Origin of the sequence: Rhodococcus sp. KRD162 (assembly GCF_017168335.1) — a bacterium.
In the GTDB taxonomy this organism is placed as follows: Bacteria; Actinomycetota; Actinomycetes; order Mycobacteriales; family Mycobacteriaceae; genus Rhodococcoides.
Genome location: NZ_JABFAU010000013.1, coordinates 199026 through 218455, shown reverse-complemented (window position 1 = coordinate 218455; position 19430 = coordinate 199026). Strand labels below are relative to the sequence as shown.

The 19430-nt window shown below is 63.6% G+C and carries 23 protein-coding genes and 1 tRNA gene; 10 read left to right on the top strand and 14 right to left on the bottom strand.

The window, feature by feature from the left end:
• From J1M87_RS18140 to J1M87_RS18115, 8 genes are all read left to right on the top strand, one after another.
• Window positions 1-1845: an asparagine synthase-related protein gene (locus tag J1M87_RS18140; protein ID WP_206490912.1), complete on the top strand. Its 1845-nt coding sequence runs from the start codon at window positions 1-3 to the stop codon at window positions 1843-1845.
• Window positions 1846-1882: 37 nt separating this feature from the next.
• Window positions 1883-2176 carry a lasso peptide biosynthesis PqqD family chaperone gene (locus J1M87_RS18135; protein WP_206490910.1) on the top strand — a complete coding sequence of 98 codons (294 nt, stop codon included), beginning with the start codon at window positions 1883-1885 and terminating at the stop codon, window positions 2174-2176.
• Window positions 2173-2610, top strand: coding sequence for a lasso peptide biosynthesis B2 protein (locus tag J1M87_RS18130; protein ID WP_032404574.1), 438 nt, complete (start codon window positions 2173-2175; stop codon window positions 2608-2610). Before J1M87_RS18135 ends, J1M87_RS18130 begins: the two co-directional genes overlap by 4 nt.
• Before the next feature lie 145 nt (window positions 2611-2755).
• Window positions 2756-2875 carry a keywimysin-related RiPP gene (locus J1M87_RS18125; protein ID WP_141216059.1) on the top strand — a complete coding sequence of 40 codons (120 nt, stop codon included), beginning with the start codon at window positions 2756-2758 and terminating at the stop codon, window positions 2873-2875.
• A gap of 57 nt (window positions 2876-2932) precedes the next feature.
• Window positions 2933-3055, top strand: a complete 123-nt coding sequence (locus J1M87_RS29060) for a hypothetical protein (RefSeq protein WP_254925626.1) — start codon at window positions 2933-2935, stop codon at window positions 3053-3055.
• 59 nt (window positions 3056-3114) lie between these two features.
• On the top strand, window positions 3115-3237 hold the full coding sequence (locus J1M87_RS29055) for a hypothetical protein (RefSeq protein ID WP_274610978.1): 123 nt from the start codon (window positions 3115-3117) through the stop codon (window positions 3235-3237).
• Window positions 3238-3346: 109 nt separating this feature from the next.
• Window positions 3347-4342, top strand: coding sequence for an ABC transporter ATP-binding protein (locus J1M87_RS18120; protein ID WP_241257124.1), 996 nt, complete (start codon window positions 3347-3349; stop codon window positions 4340-4342).
• Window positions 4332-5159: an ABC transporter permease gene (locus J1M87_RS18115; protein WP_032380017.1), complete on the top strand. Its 828-nt coding sequence runs from the start codon at window positions 4332-4334 to the stop codon at window positions 5157-5159. Before J1M87_RS18120 ends, J1M87_RS18115 begins: the two co-directional genes overlap by 11 nt.
• A gap of 10 nt (window positions 5160-5169) precedes the next feature.
• On the opposite strand, the gene J1M87_RS18110 is transcribed toward J1M87_RS18115, so the two are convergent.
• The 11 genes from J1M87_RS18110 to J1M87_RS18060 form a co-directional block, all read right to left on the bottom strand.
• The gene (locus J1M87_RS18110) at window positions 5170-5835 is read right to left on the bottom strand and encodes a response regulator transcription factor (protein ID WP_206490908.1); all 666 of its coding nucleotides are present in this window, start codon (window positions 5833-5835) and stop codon (window positions 5170-5172) included.
• 34 nt (window positions 5836-5869) lie between these two features.
• Window positions 5870-7090, bottom strand: coding sequence for a sensor histidine kinase (locus J1M87_RS18105; RefSeq protein WP_206490906.1), 1221 nt, complete (start codon window positions 7088-7090; stop codon window positions 5870-5872).
• A 75-nt stretch (window positions 7091-7165) separates the two neighbouring features.
• Window positions 7166-7534 (bottom strand): hypothetical protein, encoded by a 369-nt coding sequence (locus tag J1M87_RS18100; protein ID WP_037149972.1) that lies wholly within the window; start codon window positions 7532-7534, stop codon window positions 7166-7168.
• 25 nt (window positions 7535-7559) lie between these two features.
• Complete coding sequence (locus J1M87_RS18095; protein ID WP_206490904.1) at window positions 7560-8315, bottom strand: ABC transporter permease; 756 nt, start codon at window positions 8313-8315, stop codon at window positions 7560-7562.
• Window positions 8312-9058, bottom strand: a complete 747-nt coding sequence (locus tag J1M87_RS18090; protein ID WP_206490902.1) for an ABC transporter permease — start codon at window positions 9056-9058, stop codon at window positions 8312-8314. The genes J1M87_RS18095 and J1M87_RS18090 overlap by 4 nt, the downstream gene beginning before the upstream one ends.
• Window positions 9055-9957, bottom strand: a complete 903-nt coding sequence (locus tag J1M87_RS18085) for an ABC transporter ATP-binding protein (RefSeq protein ID WP_206490901.1) — start codon at window positions 9955-9957, stop codon at window positions 9055-9057. Before J1M87_RS18085 ends, J1M87_RS18090 begins: the two co-directional genes overlap by 4 nt.
• Before the next feature lie 82 nt (window positions 9958-10039).
• A complete protein-coding gene (locus J1M87_RS18080; protein ID WP_206490899.1) occupies window positions 10040-10714 on the bottom strand; it encodes a response regulator transcription factor in 675 nt (224 codons plus the stop codon).
• The gene (locus J1M87_RS18075) at window positions 10711-11853 is read right to left on the bottom strand and encodes a sensor histidine kinase (RefSeq protein WP_206490897.1); all 1143 of its coding nucleotides are present in this window, start codon (window positions 11851-11853) and stop codon (window positions 10711-10713) included. Before J1M87_RS18075 ends, J1M87_RS18080 begins: the two co-directional genes overlap by 4 nt.
• Before the next feature lie 150 nt (window positions 11854-12003).
• Window positions 12004-12429 carry an SRPBCC family protein gene (locus tag J1M87_RS18070; RefSeq protein ID WP_206490896.1) on the bottom strand — a complete coding sequence of 142 codons (426 nt, stop codon included), beginning with the start codon at window positions 12427-12429 and terminating at the stop codon, window positions 12004-12006.
• Between the two features lie 118 nt (window positions 12430-12547).
• Window positions 12548-12621: transfer RNA gene (locus J1M87_RS18065), tRNA-Pro, on the bottom strand.
• Window positions 12622-12638: 17 nt separating this feature from the next.
• Window positions 12639-13577, bottom strand: a complete 939-nt coding sequence (locus J1M87_RS18060) for a metallophosphoesterase (protein ID WP_241257200.1) — start codon at window positions 13575-13577, stop codon at window positions 12639-12641.
• A 185-nt stretch (window positions 13578-13762) separates the two neighbouring features.
• On the opposite strand from J1M87_RS18060, the gene J1M87_RS18055 reads away from it, so the two are divergent.
• A complete protein-coding gene (locus J1M87_RS18055) occupies window positions 13763-14227 on the top strand; it encodes a GatB/YqeY domain-containing protein (protein WP_206490894.1) in 465 nt (154 codons plus the stop codon).
• A 64-nt stretch (window positions 14228-14291) separates the two neighbouring features.
• Here J1M87_RS18055 and J1M87_RS18050 read toward each other — a convergent pair whose 3' ends face one another.
• A complete protein-coding gene (locus J1M87_RS18050) occupies window positions 14292-16640 on the bottom strand; it encodes a transglycosylase domain-containing protein (RefSeq protein WP_206491404.1) in 2349 nt (782 codons plus the stop codon).
• 295 nt (window positions 16641-16935) lie between these two features.
• Here J1M87_RS18050 and J1M87_RS18045 point away from each other — a divergent pair, with 295 nt between their 5' ends.
• A complete protein-coding gene (locus J1M87_RS18045; protein ID WP_206490893.1) occupies window positions 16936-17259 on the top strand; it encodes a WhiB family transcriptional regulator in 324 nt (107 codons plus the stop codon).
• Between the two features lie 25 nt (window positions 17260-17284).
• Here J1M87_RS18045 and J1M87_RS18040 read toward each other — a convergent pair whose 3' ends face one another.
• Window positions 17285-18415, bottom strand: a complete 1131-nt coding sequence (locus J1M87_RS18040) for an ArsA-related P-loop ATPase (RefSeq protein WP_206490891.1) — start codon at window positions 18413-18415, stop codon at window positions 17285-17287.
• A complete protein-coding gene (locus J1M87_RS18035) occupies window positions 18412-19419 on the bottom strand; it encodes an ArsA-related P-loop ATPase (RefSeq protein WP_206490890.1) in 1008 nt (335 codons plus the stop codon). The genes J1M87_RS18040 and J1M87_RS18035 overlap by 4 nt, the downstream gene beginning before the upstream one ends.
• Between the last annotated feature and the right edge of the window lie 11 nt (window positions 19420-19430).

The following is a 19430-nucleotide window of genomic DNA, read 5'->3' as shown; positions in this document are numbered from 1 at the left end:
ATGAACACGCGAGATGCTGTCGAGGCGGGTGGCCGCTCATTTTTCGTGGCGCTACCCGATACGGCCCGCGCAGGCGCGTTGGCGGCCCGGTTGGCGCAGGTGTCGACCACTCGGATCAATCACGACTCGGGGCGTCCATGGCTTCTCGGGCATCTCACAACCGACCGACTCGTCACCGCACAGGTTGGACGTATGACGGTCGCAGTCGTCGGCAGGTCAGATGCGACGGAGTCCCGGCTGCGGAGACTTGCCGAGAACATTTCGTTACCGGCACAGGCGGCAACGGCAGCGTCGAACTTCAACGGGAGTTACACGACGGTCGTGTCGGTAGATGGACAGATCTATGCCAGCGCCGCGGCAATGGAGACCCGCAGAATCTGGTCTGCGCGGATCGACGGTGTGCTGGTACTGAGCGACCGCGCCGATGTTCTGGCCGATCTGGGCGAGTTCGACGTCGACCCAGCGGCCGTCACCATACGACTACTCGGCACCATGCCGCACCCGCTCGATCGCGTCCCGTTGTGGACGGAGGTCGAACCACTTGCCGGAGATCGATACATCACCGTCGACAGAAACGGCGAGCGAAGCCGGACCGGAACGTGGTGGTACGCGCCGCAGGCCGACACCTCGAGGTCCGATGGTGCCGTTCTGTTCAGATCGGCGGTGGAGGGTTCGGTTCGAGCTCGCACCGCGCCCGGAGATCCGGTGGCCTGCGACCTTTCCGGGGGGCTGGATTCCACTCCGCTGTGCTATTTCGCAGCACAAGCGCAGCAGGGTGTGCTCGCTCGCACTCTCTTCAACGACGACCCGGGTGGACGCGAGGATCTCCACTGGGCTCGCCGGGCGATCAAGAGCATGCCCGGAGTGCACACCCATGAGGTCACCTCCACGGACGACATGCAGGATTTCTACGAGGGTGTCGACAGCCTGGATGTTCGACTCGACGAGCCGACGCAGGCCGCGACCGCCGGGCCGCGGATCGTACGAATGTTGGCCGACGATCGCCGCAAGGGAATCAGGACGCACATCACCGGTCTCGGAGGGGACCACATTTTGCGCGGCGTCAATGCGTGGGAGCACACGATCGTACGGGCACGTCCGTGGGTCGGGTGGAACAGAGCCAGGGCGCAGCACATTCCAGCGGGAATCGGAGTGCTGACGACCTTGCGAGAGTTGGCCGATCGGCGCACGTACCGACAATGGTTCGCCGACACGATGCGTGCAGCACTGGCCGGAGCTCCTCACCCGGAGATACCACGGATGAACGATTGGTCCAGTCCGCCCGCTGTGCCACCCTGGCTTACGCCGCATGCTCGCGAATTGCTTCGGAGCAAGATCGATTCCGTGCTCGAGGCAGCAGAGCCACTGGACCGAACCGTTGCCGGGCACATCGATCTGTATTTCGCTCGCGATGCTGCCCGACTGATCCGCGGCACAGCACAACTGGGACAGCCGTTCGGAGTGTCCTACGACTCGCCTCTGCTCGACGATCGAGTGGTGGAAGCTGCCCTTGCAGTTCGACGCGACGAACGCGATACCCCACTCGAATGGAAGCCCCTCATGAAGGACGCGATGCGCGGATTGCTGCCGAACGACTATCTGATGCGAACGAACAAGATCGGCGGCGGACCGCAGTCCGTACGCGGGTACGCCCGCCACTACGGACGACTGCTGGAGCTGATGGACGACGCACGACTGTTCGATACCGGACTGGTCGACCGAACAGAATTTGTTGCATCGACATCGCCTCGAGCTCGTGAGGTACCGGTCGGACATGTTCACCAGGCCATCAATGCCTCGGTATTCCTTGCGGCTCAGCGAAATCGGACCGACCTAACAGTGTGATCGATCCATCCCGGCTCTATCGACAAAGGAGAAACCTATGTTCTGGAGGACCAAGGACACTGCTGCGCAGCGAAACTCGGGTCGTTCCAGCAGGACGAGGCACCTCGACACGGTGGCAACCGAGTACGGTCACGTCGTTCTCGACGGTGCAGCCGGCCGGTACTGGCACCTCAACGACAGTGCGCTGATCGTGTCACGTTGCCTGCGTGAGGGTGGCAGTCGCGAGGACGCGGCCGCGGCGTTGGTCGACACGTTCGCCATCGACCCGGCACTGGCGAGATGCGACGTCGACGCTGCCTACCGTCAACTCGAAGGGGTCGGTCTGCTGTGAGTGACGTACTGCCACACATTCCTTCGACCCTCGGTCCGCTCCCCACTCTCGGCATCAAGGCGAGCGTCGGAATCGCCAAGGGCCTGAGTCGAATGCCTCCGAATGTCCTGCGTTCGTTCCTCGAACGGATCGCAACCGGCGCTCGGCCGGCGACCTACGAGGAGGCTCGTCTGGCTCGCGATGCAGTCCTGACCGCCAGCCCCTACAGCAGAGGTGGATCGGCTTGTCTGCCTCGCTCCCTTGCGACGGTGTTGGTGTGCCGTGCACGAGGCACGTGGCCACAATGGTGCGTGGGCGTGCTCTCGTCGCCGCCGTTCACCGCCCATGCGTGGATCGAGGTCGACGGAGTGATAGTCGATGAACCGATGGCCAAGTCCGACTTCTCGACATTCTTCTCCGTCTCCTCGAAATCGATGCTGCCGCAGTCTGTGTGAGCTGGACTCCAGGCTGCGCCTCATGAACTCGGGACGTCGGACGTCGACCGCGCCGTCGACCGCCGTCGATCCCGTACCGGAGGACTCGATACGGGCCCCGGAGTGAATCGACCGATCCCTGAGTATGCGAAAGGAGGTGTGACACATGACCGAGGATTACCAAGCCCCGACCATCGTCGACCTGGGTAGCTTCCAGGACGAGACAGGTTTCGGCATCGGTGGCCAGGCCGAGGGCTGGAACCCGATCGCGGATCGCAAGAACTGATCGTCGACGCCGCGAACATCGCGGCCTGATCAACCTCGGAAAGGAGGTGTAACGCGCATGTCGAAGCCATACGAAACACCTGCTGTTGCAGATCTGGGCCGTTTCCAGGACGAGACCGGAGAGTTCATCGGTCCGCACACCGAAGCGATCCTGCCGTTCGAGGATCACTCCAAGGAGTGAATCCGTCAGTCACATAGAACAATTCGAAACATCTCTACAATTCAGCGAGGAGTTCCATCGTGAACAAGCCATACGAAACACCTGCTGTTGCGGATCTGGGCCGTTTCCAGGACGAGACCGGAGAGTTCATCGGTCCGCACACCGAAGCGATCCTGCCGTTCGAGGATCACTCCAAGGAGTGACACTGCACCCGGTACGGCGACCCGGCACGATCATGTGCCGGGTCGCCGGTCCGGGATCCGATTCCGAGTCGTACCCAACTGTTGTGGCAACAACGTAGAAGGAGCGTCGATGACGATGGCACTGCACGGGCAGTCGAGCGATTCCGTTGGCACATCCGTATACCCGAACCGATCCGACGTACCGGCCCTCGAGGCCAGGGACGTTCGGATGCGCTACGGGTCGATCGATGTGTTGACCGGGGTCGATCTTCGTGTCGAGGCGGGCGAAGTGGTTGCATTGCTCGGGCCGAACGGCGCGGGTAAGACGACCACCATCGAGATTCTCGAGGGAATTCGCCGCCGGTCGAGTGGGTACGTGCGTGTGTTGGGAGTCGATCCCGCCCACGGCGACGAAGAATGGCAGTCGCGCATCGGTGTCGTGTTGCAGTCATGGCGTGATCATCGTCGATGGAAAGTTCGAGAGTTGTTGCTGCACTTCGCACAGCATTATCGGGTACTCGGGCCGTCGGGTGGCCGACTGCCATACGACACGGACGAGTTACTGGATGCTGTCGGTCTGACCGACCGAGCACAGACCAAGGTCGGTCGACTCTCCGGAGGCCAACGGCGTCGTCTCGACGTCGCGATCGGACTCGTCGGAAATCCCGAGCTGTTGTTCTTGGACGAACCGACAGTCGGGTTCGATCCCGAAGCGCGCCAGGACTTTCACGAACTCATCGGGTCGATCACCCGCACGCGGCGAACGGCCGTCGTACTGACCACCCACGATCTGGTCGAGGCCGAGCTTCTCGCAGATTCGGTGGCGATTCTGGTAGATGGACGTGTCGTCGCGCGTGGAACCACCGAGCAGCTCGCCCGCCGGTACGCCTGGGGTACCGCGGTGTCGTACCGGCTCCGTGGACGTTCGCAGACGGCGACGGTCGACAACGCCACCGAGTTCGTGCGTGAACTGTTGGCCTCGGGGGGCTCCCAGGTGACCGATCTCGTCGTCCGGCCACTGAATTTGCAGGACGCCTACCTGCACATGATTCGAAGTGCCGATCCCGTTGCCGCGGAGCTCGATCCGAGTCCAGATGAAGGAAAGGTGCTCTTCCATGCTCATTGATACCGTCCGTCTCGGTCTCGGCCGCGGGCTGATCGAATTCAGACAGAGCCTTACCCTCGTCCTCAACTACATCTTCTTTCCGTGCATCGCTCTGATCGTCATGTATTTCCTTCGAGGAGTGGAGGTGTCGGGCTCCGGAACCTCGCTCGGTAGTTTCGCCATCCCCGGAGTGCTCGCGATCAACGTGCTGTTCAGCGGACTGATGGGGTTGGCCACCAACCTCATCGCCGAGCGGGAGGACGGAAGTCTGCTGCGCGTGAAATCTTTGCCCTACGGTATTCACACCTATCTCGTCGGCAAGATCAGCAGCCAGGTGGCCCTCACGTTCATCACCTTCTGCGTCGTACTGATCGGAGCGAGTGTGCTGTTCGGGCAGTTCGTCTCGGCCGATCCGATCGAACTAGCAAACCTTGTGTGGATTCTGCCCCTCGGCATGACGGCTACTCTGCCGTTCGGAGCGATCCTGGGTTCGCTCGTCAAGAACCCGCGGAACCTGAGTTTCGTATCGCTTCTGCTCATGGCGCTGGTGAGCGTGTCCGGCGTGTTGTACCCGCTGGCGAACCAGGCGTCCTGGATGCAGGCGATCGGACAGGCGACTCCGCTCTACTGGCTGGGCCAGGCCCTGCGCGCTGCTCTCCTCGGTGATGCCGCAGCCGCTTCGGAGATCGGTGGGCGGTGGCACCTGGCCGAGACCGCATTGGTTCTCGGTGCTTGGAGCGTCGTCGGATGCATCGCGGCGGTGTTCGTGCTCCGGCGCGCGGCACGGCGCGATGCGGGTGCCAAGATATCCGGAGCCGTCTCCTCGCGTGCCGAGTGATCACACTCCGTCAGTCCGAGACCAAACCCGCAGTGTGGGCGAACACCACGCATTGAATTCGGTCGCGAACATCGAGTTTGCGCAGTACCCGCCCCACGTGTGTCTTGACGGTAACCTCCGCGATGAACAGCTTGTCCGCGATTTCGGAATTGTTCAGTCCCTGTGCGATTGCCTCGAGTACGTCACGTTCGCGGTCCGTCAGCGACTCCCAGCGACGCCGAACGGAATCGTCGGCGGGAATACCGGCACGTTGCGGGGATACCGAGCACAGCAGTTGCCGAGTCATTTGCGGCGAGACGACCCCAGTGCCGCGGTGAGTGGCCTCGATGGCGGACAGAAGTGCGTCGGGCGGAGTGTCCTTGAGCAAGAATCCGCTCGCCCCCGCCATGATGGCGTTGTACGCCAGGTTGTCCACCGCGTATGTCGTGACAATGAGGATCTTGGGAGGCGCGTCGAGGTCGAGGATCCGCGCAGTGGCGTCCACTCCGTTCAGTCCGGGCATGTCGATGTCCATCAAGACCACGTCGATCTCACCCGGCAAGCTCTCGACCAGGGAAACTGCGTCGATCCCGTTCGTTGCTTCGCCGACGACGGTCGTTCCGCTGCCGGACTCGACGATCATTCGCAGCCCAGCTCGGAACAGTTCACTGTCGTCGACGATGACAGTGCGAATCATTGTCCCCCCGAAGGATCGAGTCAGCTGATGGCGATCAGTTGTTTCTGGTGCGAACATACCGGTTGTTCGAGCTGCGATCGTCGGAGCTGAGAGGAATCGTTGCCCGAACGACGAATCCGCCGTCGGGCGGCGACTCGGCGAACAGTGTTCCGCGCAGGGAATCGACGCGCTCGCGCATACCGAGTAGCCCGAAGCCGTCCGTAGTGCACTCTGCGGCACCCACTTCGGCAGCCGACCCGTCACCGTCGTCACTGACTTCGACTTTCACGTTCTCCGCGGTGACGTCGACCGATGCAGTCACCTTGGTCACCGAGGTACCGGCATGTTTGCGAACGTTGGTCAACGACTCCTGCACGATTCTGTAGACGGCTTCCTGCACCGTTGGTGGCAGCTCGCAATGACGGCCCTCCACAGTCAAATCCGTGGCGACGGTATCGGACGCGGCCGATTCGACCAGGAACTCGAGATTCGACACGACGGGCGAGGTGCGCGTCATGTCCGCTGGTTCGTCTCGGAGCAGCTTGAGCAACTTTCGGAACTCGGAAAGCGAATCACGACAATGGGTGTTGATCATGCGGAGCGAATTCTTGTGTTCTTCCGCCAGTTCGGGGGATGACCGCAACGTTCCCTCGGACATGGTGAGGATGCCGGCCAGACTGTGTGAGATCACGTCATGAAGGTCGCGCGCGATGCGGGCACGTTCTTCTGCTGCGGCTATCTGCGCCAAATGGTCCTGCTCGCGTTCGAGTTGGTCGGCACGGGTACGCAGAGTTTCGTCGTGCACACGACGTAAGGCGGTATGGGTGCCCCACAGCCACACCGCGACGGTCGTCGTCCCGATGGCCGAGAGTGGCACTGCAGATGCCGCGAACGTCTCACCCCACCGGATCGCGGCAATTACCGCGCCCGCCACGACGGCTGCCGCACACAGCAGTGCCGCACGGCGTGGGGCGTGTGCTGCCACCGCGTACACCCCGGCCAGCAACATGAGATTCGCCGGGATCGGGCCGAAACCTTCGATCAACTGGACGGTGCCGGCAGCCGACATCACGGCGAAGGACCGCAGCGGATGGCGATGCGCGAACAACCATGGCAGACACAGGCCCAGTGCAATGGCCATCAAGAGAACTGTCGTCGTACCGCGCCAGTACACGCCTACCGAGACCGCTCCCGTATAGGAAAGGATGCCGAAGCAGAGAACACCGCGTCCGATGGCTCGGACGCGGTGTTGCTCGGATCCAGTGGTGAGCATCATGCGGCGATGATAACGGGACCAGGTGGTCCGTAGTGTTTTCGAGCAGGCCCCGCGAATCGCCGAGACGTTGTCGGATCAACTGGAGAAGATGTTGCTCACCGCGTCGTGCAGCTCACCGTACTGAGCGATCGACGGATTGACCACGAAGAAGATCCACAGGGCGGCCGCCGCCACGGATACGCACAACACGATCATCGACAGGACGAATCCCGTGCGCGCGACCCCGGTTGCAGTGCGCCGCGTCGCCCGCCACCCCAGAACGACGCCGGTTGCGGCGAGCGCGACCGGGACGAAGCCGGCGAACGGAAAGATCACCAGCACGGGTGTGAGAACGAAGGCGAGCAGTGCTGCGGTGAGCGAAGCGGCACCGCGCCCGTCGGGGCGCTGATGCGTACGCCCCGGTTCGGTGTACTCCGTGCGAGTGATAGTTCGATTGTCGGTCATGGTCGATTCTCCTTTCGCTGCGATATCACTGAACGTGAATGTCCTTGCGGTCGAGTGCCCTGCCGGTCATTGCGACGACTACGGCAGTGAGCAGTGCCGCGGCCGTCAGGACCGACAGTGCGGCTCCGGTGGTCAGCGAACCCGAGTCACCGAAAGTTCCGGAGGCCAGTTGGGTTGCGCGAGTTGCCAGGGCGTAGGGCAACACGAAGATTGCCTCGGTCACCTCGGCGGTGAGGAAGAACACCGATATCCCGGCCCCGACGAGAGCGATGGCAATCGGCACAGCAAACGACCTGATCGCCATCGACAGACCGGATTGCAAAGCCGCCACCGGTAGCGACCCCACCACAACGAGTGCACTGGTCGCGAAGAGCTCGGAAGGAAGCATCCCCTCGAGCGAGAAGACCACCTTGCCGAGAACGACGACAGCTGCCAGCATGACGATGTTCATGATCGCGGTCAGCGTTGCCACCGCAGCCGCCTTTGCGATGGCGATGCGCGTCGACGGAACCGGCCCACTCATCAGGGCATTCCAATTTCCTCCTCGGTGTTCTGATTTCCACGCCAGCGAGGCCAGTACGGCAACGCCGAGTGCGAGTGGGAACAGGCCGTAGAACACGACTGTGCGCAACCACAATGTGCGCCATCCCTCGGCCAGTTCTGCGCCCGACGCGATCGTGTTGAACGTTCCTACCCCCGCGATGATCAGAGGGAGCAGGACGACGACCGCCCATGCCTGCGAGCGCCTGAGTTTGATCATTTCCGCCGAGAACGCGTTCATGCCCGTACCTCCTGTCGATCGAGTCGAACGGTCGTGAACCAGAACAACACTGCCCCGACAACTCCGAGGGCGATGATGCTGGCGTAGGACGGGTTCAGCGTCACCACCTGCTCGCCTCGGTAGTCGGCGGCAGAGGCCAAGGAGTAGTACCCCCACGGCGTCAGGTGTGCTGCCCATGACGGGAATCCTGAGGCGCAGATCGCGATGACGGTACCCACGATGCCTACTCCGAGCGCGACCAGTTGGTTGTCCACTCGCGCCGAGATCAGCAGATGCAGACCGAGTATTACCAGGTTGGCCGTCACCGCCGCCGCCGTGTAGCCCAACCACAGACCGGCAGGCAACGGTTGGTCCACTCCGATGGCGGTCCCCAGAAATACACCTGCAGCACTGGCCGCAACCGTCGCGCCACCGACAACGAGGCCCGTGGAGACGAGCTTCGCGCGAACGAGCGCTCCGCGGTCGGCTCCCTGGGTCTGGTTCGACAACCAGCCGTTGGACTGGTGCTCGACTTCCACTGTGCGGCTGGCCATCACTGCAATCAGCAGCGGCGACGCGATGGGGACGGCAAGGGACAGACCGGCCAGTGGCAGTGCCCAGGAGACCACAGTCGAATCGTTCGACGTTGCCGCGGTGAGAGCGCCGACGAAGGTCAACCCTACGATCGCGGCGACCAACAATGCGGCGATCGCGCCGATGTGCAGGTGCCTGAGTTTGGCGAATTCGTTGCGTACGGTCGTCACAACCGGCCACCCTTCGTCAGATTCATGAATACGTCTTCGAGGGACTGATCCTCGCGCCGAACGCCGTAGACGCCTGCGTTTGCGCCGACGAGTTCCGTTACCACCTGTGCGGTACCGCGATCGTCGATGCCGGACAACCGCAACGTGTGATCGTCGATCTGCACCGGGATCTTCTGTTGCAGCACCGAACTCGCGCGAAGAGGGTCGATCGCGTCGATGAGCACGTCCGGAGTGGATGCGGCGAACAGCTCGTCGCGGGTGCCTTGGAAAATCAGACGGCCCTGGCTCAGGATTCCGAGCATGTTCGCCGTCTTGTCGATCTCGCCGAGCAAATGGCTGGAGACCATCACTGTCACACCGTGTTCGGCGAGATGGCGGAGCAAGCCGCGGATCTCTTCGATGCCGGCCGGGTCCAAGCCGTTGGTGGGCTCGTCCAGGATCAGAAGTCGTGGTTCGCGCGCGAGTGCCATCGCGATGCCCAGGCGCTGTTTCATTCCCAGTGAGTAGTTCTTCACCCTCTTGTCGAGGTGTTCCTGCAAACGGACAGTGGCCACAGCCCGCTCGATCTGTGCGGCGTGCAGCCCGAGCGAGCGTTGCACGATCCGAAGGTTCTCCGCACCCGTGAGATGTCCGTATCCGGGTGGAGATTCGATGAGTGATCCGATGTGTGAGAGCAATTCGCGGCGGGTGCCGTGATTCATCGACATACCCAGGATCTCCACCTCACCCGAGGTCGGTCGAATCAGGGACAGCAGCATCTTCATGGTCGTCGATTTGCCCGATCCGTTCGGACCGAGAAAGCCGTAGACGCAGCCCTCAGGAATGCGAAGGTTCACGTCGTCGACGACGGTGTGCGTGTCGTAGCGCTTGCCGAGGCTGTGAGTTCTGACGATGTCCATACCCCGACTGTTCCGCATTCGGCCTGGAGAATCGTCCGCCTGCAGGAGTATTTCGGAGGGTATACCCAGGTATACCCTCCCGTCAGCCGCCGGTACCCGGACCGACCAGTCCCGACTCGTAAGCGGCGATCACTGCCTGGGTGCGATCACGTACCCCCAGCTTGGACAATATGCGCCCCACGTGGGCTTTCACGGTTACTTCCGACACCGTGATCGCAGCGCCAATCTCCGCGTTGGACAGCCCGCTCGAGAGGTGGACAAGGACTTCACGTTCACGTGGAGTCAAATCGGCGAGTTGTTCGGTAGAGGTGGAGACCGGTCGCGCTCGGGGCGCGGAAGCGGAAGTGAAATGCTCGATCAAGCGCCGCGTGGTACTCGGGGCGACCACCGAATCTCCCTCGTGCACATGCTGAACCGCCGATATCAGCTCGTCGACCGGAGCGTCCTTGACGAGAAAACCGTCGGCACCTGCTCGAAGCGCGTCGAACACGTACTCGTCGAGGTCGAAGGTGGTCAGTATCAGTATTTTCGAGTTCGTCGTCTGCACGATGTCACGGGTTGCTTCGATGCCGTCCATCACCGGCATTCTGACGTCCATGAGAACGACGTCGGGGGTGGTCGCCCGAACTACGTCGATGCCTTCGCGTCCGTCGGCAGCTTCGCCGACTATCTGCACCTCGGGGCGCGAGCCGAGCACCAGTTTCAGTCCGGCTCGCACGAGGTTCTGATCATCCACCAGCACAACCGATATCGTCACCGTGCCGCCTCGGCAGGCAGTGAGACCGCGACGTGGAATCCGTCCGCGGTGGGGCCTGCGTCGAAGGTGCCGCCCTGCGCGAGAACTCGCTCCCGCATACCCATCAGCCCCCATCCGGACGCAGACGACGAATGGGCTCCGCGTCCATCGTCCGCTACGGTCAATTCGATCGTCGCCGGTCCGTAGTTCAGATGCACTCGCACGGCTCGAACCTCCGGTCCCGCGTGTTTGCGCACGTTGGTCAACGACTCCTGAATCACACGGTAGATCACCAGCTGCAGACCGGGCGGCAACTCGACGGGCTCGCCGGTCACGCGATAGTCGATCGGAATGCCCACCGCCCGCGATCGCTCGACGAGCCCGTCGAGCTGGGCGATACCCGGTGCAGGGACCCGGTCGACCGGATCGTCGGAATGCAGAACGGTGAGCATCGACCGCATCTCGGTCATTGCTTCTCGACCGGTGTCTCGAACGGTCTCCATTGCCGCGGCGGCCGCATCGGGATCCTGCCGGACGGTGCCGGCGGCACCCTCCGACAGCAACACGATCGCACTCAGGCTGTGGGACACGATGTCGTGTATCTCGCGGGCAATTCGGGTTCGTTCGGCCGCGGCAGCGTCCCGTTCCATCTGCTCGGCGCGGAGCTGCAGGCTGTGGACGTACTCGTTGCGTACGCGCGCCAGCATTCCGGTCAGCCACGCGATCGCCACGATCAGCACCAGCAGCCCCACGTCACCGAAGGACATGCTGTACCGCTCCATCGACGGCATCGTCATGGTGATCGTCCACGCGGCCACCGCGAGGGCCGCAGGAACCGAGTTCGACTGCGGCCGACTCCGAGCGACGGCGTGCAGAGCGGGAACCAGCATCACATCTGCGACCAGCAGCTCCACCCCGAGTGCGAGTTGCAGATAGGCGGTCGCCACGATCACCGAGAACATCGACAAAGGGCGACGGCGATGGAAGACGTACGGCAGACACAGTCCGACAGGGAGGGCATATGCCATCCAGGAGACCGCGTCGACGGGTGACGCGAAGCCCTGCACGGGCAGGTTGTAAGCAAAGACCGCAGCCGCGACAACGCAGTCGAGCAACCTGTGATTGCGCAGGCTCGATCGGACACCATCGATCACGGTCATCGCCCGATACCGTACTGGACAAGCGCAGTGGGGTCACGTCTCAGCGAGTGGGAAACGACGACACCTCCCGTCGACGCGGCTCTTCGCGCGCCCAATCGCTACGTTCCCGGCACTGACGGGTCTTGCGGTTCGGGCAGGGTGAAGAACTGGCTACGGAGCCAGCGTCGGCAAGTTCTTCGAGATGCTCGACGTCAATGCTTTACCGACGATCGCAGCGAGCCCGGGGATGGGCGCGTCGAATCCGATCGTGTAATCGAGTTCGGTGCCGCCGTCCGGGGTCGGAGTCAACCTCTGCCTACCCCAATGACCGCGTAGCGGACTGCCTTTGGTGATGCGGTACTCGATGAGCGAGTTGGGCTCCGAGGTGGTGGTGGTTTCCTCGAACGCGGGCAGCGGTCCCAGCTTCAGGCGGCGAGTCGAACCGACTCCGTTGCGTGTGGTGTCGCCGTCTCGCACGCGGTCGATCTTCGCCATGAACAGCGGCCCGAGATTCTCGTGCTCGGCCAGTACGGCGAACACGACCTCGGGCGGAGAAACGAACCGGTGGGTGACGTGGACGCGGGTCGGGGTCGGCATGGTTGGGAGATCCGTTCGCTCGGGGTCGTGCAGAGTCGACTCACAGTAGCGTCGATCACGGAAAGAAAAAGGGACCCACTCGATCGAATCGAGTGGGTCCCTTCTCGTGGTCCAACTGTCGGGGTGGCGGGATTCGAACCCACGACCTCTTCGTCCCGAACGAAGCGCGCTACCAAGCTGCGCCACACCCCGTGTACCGCTGGAGAAGTCTAACTCACGACTGCCTCGGAACGCGAAACGCCCTCATCGGAGGAGTTTTTCGGACCCATTCTGGGAGCCGGGGTGAGCGTGATCAGTGTTGCCTCGGGCCTGCAGCAGAACCGTGCAGGCGCGTAGGGCGAGGTGCCGATGCCCGCCGAGACGTGCAGCTGGGTGTGCGCGCCCCACTTCGACGGACCCTTGACCCGCGAGCGGTCGATCTCGCAGTTGGTCACCAGTGCGCCGTAGAACGGCAGGCACAGCTGCCCGCCGTGGGTGTGTCCGGCGAGGACCAGGTCGTAACCGTCGGCGGCGAACTTGTCCAGCACGCGCGGCTCCGGCGAGTGGGTGATTCCCAGGCGGAGGTCGGCCAACGGATTCGGCTGTCCGGCGATGGTGTCGTATCGGTCTCGCTTCAGGTGCGGATCGTCGACGCCCGCCGCGGCGATGCGTACTCCTGCGATCTCCAGCTCACGACGGACATGCGTGACATCGAGCCAGCCGCGCTCGGAGAATGCGGCCCGCAGATCTCGCCAGGGCAACGAGTCGCCGGTGGTGCGCTTGTGGTTCTTGTCGAAGTACTTGAACGGGTTCTTCGGTGTGGGCGCGAAGTAGTCGTTGCTGCCGAACACGAACAGGCCGGGACGCGCCAGCATCGGCCCCAATGCCTGCACGACGCTGGGAACAGCACGCTGGTGGGAGAGATTGTCTCCGGTGTTGACCACCAGATCGGGCTCGAGCCGGTCCAGTTCACGTAGCCAGTTCTGCTTCATCCGCTGGCCGGGCATCATGTGCAGGTCGCTGATATGGAGCACGCGCAGAGTCGCAGATCCCGGCTCCAGTACGGCCATCGACGTCTCGCGAAGGGTGAATGCATTGCGCTCGATGAGCGTGGCATACCCGAGTCCCAACGCCGCGGCACCCGCCGTCCCGATCACGGAACTTCTCAGCGGCGAGGCCCGGACCGCGTCCCGCGCGTGCTCTGCAGCGGAGCGAAGTTGCGTGGAGGCACTGCGCAGTTGCGTCGAAGTACGGAGAATCGAGGGACTCAATTGGGCGGACACCTCGTCCACGATACGGCAGCGACGGGATATGGACGTGCGAGCTGCAGGCCGGGCCGCGTAGCGTTTCGACCATGTCCGAACTCAAGGCTCGACTCCGTACCGACCTCACCGCAGCGATGAAAGCGAAGGACAAACTTCGCCTGGCGACGCTGCGCATGCTGCTCGCCGCCATCCAGACCGAGGAGGTCTCCGGCAAGGAGGCCCACGATCTGACCGATGACGACGTCTTGAAGGTGCTGGCCAAGGAAGCGAAGAAGCGCGGCGAGTCGGCCGAGATCTATACCCAGAACGGCCGCGGGGAACTCGCGGCGAACGAGCGTGCCGAGGCACAGATCATCGACGAGTACCTGCCCACTCCGCTCACCGACGAGGAGTTGGCCAACATCGTCGACACCGCCATCGCGCAGGTTGCCGAGGACATCGGGGAGCGGCCGGCGATGAAGCAGATGGGTCAGGTCATGAAGGTCGCCTCGGGCCTTGCTGCAGGCAAGGCCGATGGATCGCGCCTGTCGAAGGCCGTCAAAGATCGCTTGTAGTACCTGCTGCGGTGGTGCGGATCAGTACCCTCTGGGCACATGAACCGCACCACCGTCTCGGGCGTCAGCGCGGGGCCGTGAGGCCGGGGATGCCCGGAATCTGAATCCCCGGCGGCAGGTCCGGGATCTGAATGTTCGGCAAAGTCGGCGTCGGAGGCGGCGGCGGTCGAACCGAACCGTCACTGACGTAGAGCGTGATGTTGGATCCGGGTACCGCGGACCCCGACGGCGACGTCGACAACACTGTGCCGCGAGCGGCCTGGCCGGCCGTCGTCACGACTGTCACCTGGAAGCCTGCACCCTGCAGGGTGGATGTCGCCGAAGACTGGCTCTGGCCGGTCACATCGGGGACCTGACCGTTGGCAGAGCCTCGGACGTATTTCTGGTCGACGGGTGGCAACGCGATGGGGCCGAAGTCCGTCGCGATCGGGGCCATCGCGTCGAACCAGGTTCGGGCGGGCTCGTTGCCGCCGTAGAGGTTGCCGGAGCTGCACGGCCGTAGCGGGAACGAGCAGATCTCGCTCGGCGTCGGAGAGTCACCGTAGGTGTACACGGCCGCGGCGTAGTGGTTGGTGAATCCGAGGAATCCGGAGGAGCGGTTGGACTCGGTGGTACCGGTCTTACCGGACATCGGCAGGCTCCAGCCGGCCGAGTTCGCGGCCGAGGCGGATGTACCGCCTGCTTGATCGTCCTTGCTCATGGCATTGGCCAGGGTGTTCGCCAAACCGGGCTCGACGACCTGCTCGCACGCCTGGTGCGCGACCGGTACGGGCTTGCCATTGCGATCGAAGATCGAATCGATGGGGGTGGGCGGGCACCACTTGCCGCCGGAGGCCAAAGTAGCAGCCACGTTGGACAGCTCCAGGGGATTGACCCAGGTGGGTCCGAGGGTGAACGAGCCGAGGTTCTGGCTCTTCTGGAAGTCGGCCATCGACTGATCGGTGCCCGAGGAACCCGGGTCGGTGTACGAGCGCAGGCCCAGGCGCACGGCCATGTCGACCGTCGGCGTGACACCGACGGATTCGATCAGCTTGACGAACGCGGTGTTGGGAGACTGCGCGAGCGCGTCGGTGATCGACAGTGCAGGCGGGTAGTTGCCGGCGTTCTCCACGCAGTAGGTGGCAGCGGGGCAGTTCCGCGCACCACCGTTGCCCACGCCTTTGACCTCGACGCGCTTGGGTACCTGCAGTATCGCGCTGGTGCCGAGTCCGCGTTCCATGGCCGCCGCTGTGGTGAACACCTTGAAGATGGAGCCCGCTCCGTTGCCGACCAGCGAGTGCGGTTGTGGCTGCACGGTTTCGTCGGCGTCTGCGTTGAGGCCGTAGGTACGGCTGCTGCCCATCGCGAGCACGCGGTGTTGATCCTGGCCCGGCGCGACGACGTTCATGACGGTGGCGACCCCGTCGAGTGACGGGCTGGTGTTCTGAACGAGAGCGGCCTTGGTGGAGTTCTGCACCTTGGGGTCGAGCGTGGTGCGGATGAGGTATCCGCCCTTGTCGATCTGTTCCTGGCTGATTCCGGCCTCGGCGAGGTACTGCAGTGCGTAGTCGCAGAAGAAGCCGCGGTCACCCGCCGCGATGCAGCCGCGGGGGAGTGTTTGGGGCACCGGCAGGACGCCGAGCGGCTCCGCCTTGAGCGCACGGAGTTCGTCTGCGCGCTCGGGAAGGTTCTGGATCATCGTGTCGAGCACGGTGTTCCGTCGTTCGAGTACGCCCTCTTCGTTGGTGTACGGGTTCAGGGCCGAACTGGACTGCACCATGCCTGCGAGCATCGCGGCCTGGACGGCGCTGAGCTGGCTGGCATCGATGCCGAAGTAGGTCCGGGCGGCGTCTTGGATGCCGAAGGACGAATTACCGAACGGAACGAGGTTGAGGTACCGGGTGAGGATCTCGTCCTTGGTCAGTTCTTTGTCGAGCGTCAGCGCCATCCGGATCTCGCGGATCTTGCGAGCGGGTGTGGTCTCGATGGCTGCGCGGCGTTCGGCGTCGGTCTTGGCGACCACGAGCAGCTGATAGTTCTTCACGTACTGCTGATCGATGGTGGACGCGCCCTGCTCCACCTGGCCGCTGGTGGTGTTGGTCAGGAATGCGCGCAGCGTGCCCTGCCAGTCCACCCCTCGGTGTTCGGCGAAGCGACGGTCCTCGATCGAGACGATGGCGAGCTTCATCTCGTTGGAGATCTTGTCGCTCGGTACCTCGAAACGGCGCTGCTCGTACAGCCAGGCGATGGGGTTGCCGTCGATGTCGGTCATCGTCGAGACGGCAGGCACATCGCCCTCGACCAGTTCGGCCGAGACGTTGTCGACGGTATCGGCGGCACGGTTGGAGGCATATCCGAAGCCACCGGCCAAGGGGAACATCACGCCGGCGAGCAAGGCACCGGCGAGTGCAGAACATCCGGCGAGCTTCGCCACGGTTTTTCCAACAGACACAGGGCACAGCGTACGTGGGTACAGCTCGAATCGGCATCAGGCCTGGATGCTCTGTGCACTGCGGCCCTGCTCGGGACGGCCGTACCAGAAATGTGACCTCACCGTCTTGCATTCACGGCTCACGTTACCTAAATTGTGAACACGGTGTGATTCACGTAACACTTGATAATGATTGTGGGGCAGCTCTTAGAATTTGTGCTTCGCCAGCGAGGTACAAACTGCTTCGAGCCTCCGGGGTCGTCCACCTAGGACGTCCGACACGCAAAGGGGTATCCGCATGCATACGACAACCGCGCCGACGCGACTCGATGTAGAAGAAGCAGAGGCACGCATCGCCTGGGTGTCCCACGCCCGCTGCAAGGGCACGGACCCGGACCAGCTCTTCGTTCGCGGTGCAGCGCAGCGCAAGGCTGCGACCATCTGTCGGCATTGCCCGGTGTTGATGCAGTGCGGCGCGGATGCGCTCGACAATCGAGTCGAGTTCGGCGTGTGGGGCGGCATGACCGAGCGGCAGCGCAGGGCCCTGCTCAAGCAGCACCCCGAGGTCGATTCCTGGTCCGAGTTCTTCGAGGCCCAGCGTCAGCAACAGGCCGCCATCTGACCCCTACCGGCAAGCCGATCGCAGCTCACCCCTGCCGGGTCAGCTGATCGGCGACGGCACGAAGCGCGGCGAGGTCGGACACCTCGAACGGCAACGACGGAACACCGACGATGGGCACGCGGGGGTGCGCACCGGTGAAGCGTCGCAGCAACCGAACCTCGCGCGCTGCCGTCACGGCACGTTGAGCGTGGATACGAAGAACGGCGGCGGTCAGTTCCGCGCCGGGCTCCTCGATCCGGTCCAGCAGATCAGCGGCCGTGGCGGCATGATCGGCCGGCACCGACGACAGCGTCGGGTGCGTCCGGTTCACCACGAGGCCGGCCAACGGCATCTGCTCCTCCGACAGCCGCTCGACGAAGAACGCGGCCTCGCGCAACGCATCGGGTTCTGCAGCCGCGACGACGAGGAAGCTGGTTCCCTCCTCGCGCAACAACTGGTACGTACGCGTGGCACGCTCGCGGAAGCCGCCGAACATCGAATCCAGTGACTGAACGAAAGCCGATGCGTCAGAAAGCATTTGGCTACCGATCACCGTGGAGACGCCGCGCATCGCCAGGCTCATCGCGCTGGTGACCACACGGGTGATGCCGCGTCCGGGGGCGGTGAGCAGCCGGATCAAACGACCGTCGAGAAACGACCCGAGTCGCTGCGGCGCGTCGAGGAAATCGAGTGCGTTGCGCGAGGGCGGAGTGTCCACCACGATCAGATCCCACGAGGCGTCCAAGGACAACTGCCCCAGCTTCTCCATCGCCATGTACTCCTGTGTGCCCGAAAAGGACGACGCCACAGTCTGATAGAACGGATTGGCGAGGACCTGCTGCGCTTTCTCCGGCGTCGAATGTTCGATCACCATCTCGTCGAACGTGCGCCGCATGTTCAACATCATCGCGTGCAGTTCGCCCTTGGCACCTGCAGGCAACTTCACCGGCTGCGGGCTGTTGTCGAGATCGCCGAGGCCGAGTGCCTGAGCCAGTCGGCGGGCCGGATCGATCGTCAGCACCACCACTCGCCTGCCCTGTTCGGCTGCGCGCAAGGCCATCGCCGCGGCGGTCGTGGTCTTGCCGACCCCGCCTGCCCCGCAGACGACGACGATCCGCGAGGCGGGGTCGGTCAGAATGCGGTCGACGTCGAGGTCGGTAGCTCCTGGTCGAGTCATCGGACACCCTGTTCTGCCAGTGTGGCGGCGAGTTCGTACAAACCACCGAGATCGACACCGTCGGCCAACATCGGTAGCGACATGCGGGCGACATCGAGTTCGTCGAGCGTGGTTGCGCTCTCCACCTGAGCGGACAGCGTGGACGCATGCTCGATCGATTCGGTGAGCAGACCCGCGAAATCGTCCTCGGAGAGCGTGATTCCGGTCTTGGCGAGACCGTCGTGGATTGCCGCGGCGTCGATCTCGCCCTCGGCGATGGCCTCGAGGGATTCGGCAGGCAGGTACGTCGGTTCGGTGCGGTTGACGATGACCGTGCCCAGCCGAAGATCTGCTGCCGCGAGTTCACGCACCGCGTCGGCGGTTTCCTGTACCGGCAGAGCCTCGAGCAGCGTCACCAGGTGCACGACGGTGTCGCTCGAGTGCAGCAGCCGAACCACGCCCTCGCTCTGGGACCGCACTGGGCCGCCCTTGGCCAGATCCGCCATGGCCTTGGTGACATCGAGGAAGTTTCCGATGCGACCTGTCGGCGGTGAGTCCACGACGACCTCGTCGTAGGCGCGGTCACCCTTCTTGTCGGTCCGCACCACGCATTCTTTGATCTTGCCGGTCAGCAGGACGTCGCGCAGGCCGGGTGCGATGGTGGTGGCGAATTCGATGGCACCGATCTTGCGCATGGCGCGGCCCGCGAAACCGAGGTTGTAGAACATGTCGAGGTATTCGAGGAACGCGGTTTCGATGTCGATGGCCAGGGCGTAGACCTCGCCGCCGCCGTCCGCTGCGGCGACGCGAGTCTCCACCGGCGGCAACTGCGGTACGTCGAACAGTTGCGCGATGCCCTGCCTGCCCTCGACCTCCACCAGTAGCACCCGTCGACCGCCCGCTGCCAGCGCCAGCGCCAACGCCGCGGCGACCGTCGACTTTCCAGTGCCGCCCTTGCCCGACACGAAATGCAGCCGCGCGGCATCGGCTCTCGCCGACCATCCCTCTTCGTTCGCTGTTCCCACGCCTCGACCAT